Below are 937 nucleotides of genomic sequence, written 5' to 3' on the forward strand. Positions count from 1 at the left end.
TTTAAGAAAAGACATGCTAGGTCTTGATGACTTACAAATGTGGGATATGTATACACCATTAACAGGTGATGCACCGGTGAAATTTACTTACGAAGAAGCTAAAGAGATTACCTTTAAAGCTTTAGCGCCTTTAGGTGACCAATACTTGAAAGACTTGGCCAAAGCCTTTGACGAGAAATGGATCGATGTTTACGAAAATGAAGGTAAGCGTTCAGGTGCATACTCGTCAGGTGCTTATGATACAAACCCATATATCTTACTAAACTGGCAAGATTCGTTGAATGACTTATATACACTAGTTCATGAGTTAGGTCACTCAATGCACTCTTATTACACTAGAAGTAACCAACCATACATATATGGTGACTACTCAATTTTCGTAGCAGAAATTGCTTCTACGACAAACGAAAACTTATTAACTTCGTATTTACTGGATACGATTGATGATAAGGATGCACAAATCTATATCTTGAACCACTATCTTGATGGCGTAAAAGGTACAATCTTCCGTCAAACTCAGTTTGCTGAATTTGAAAAATTCATGCATGAATCTGACGCAAACGGGCAACCTTTAACAGCAGACTTCCTTAGTGAAAACTACTTCGAATTAAACAAGGCCTACTATGGTCCGTCAATCGGAGAGGATAAAACAATCGCTTTAGAATGGTCTCGTATCCCTCACTTCTACATGAACTACTATGTTTATCAATATGCAACAGGATTCTCTGCTGCCAACACATTGGCTAAACGTATAGTAGAAGGTGAAGAGGGTGCCGTTGACAAATACTTAACTTACTTGAAATCAGGTTCATCCGATTTCCCAATTAATGTTATGCAAAAAGCGGGTATCGATATGACCAATGCTACTTATATCGAAGAAACCTTTGCCCAATTCGAGCAAAGATTAGCTGAATTAAAAGGCTTATTAAACAAATAA

Annotated in this window: 1 protein-coding gene; it reads left to right on the forward strand. The window is 37.5% G+C overall.

Annotated elements, in window-relative coordinates; translation table 11 throughout:
* Positions 1 to 937 (forward strand): M3 family oligoendopeptidase (locus tag ACRCJ0_RS15755; protein ID WP_431391128.1); only part of this gene is annotated, 937 nt, incomplete at its 5' end.

Source organism: Aerococcus sp. L_32, assembly GCF_050689315.1.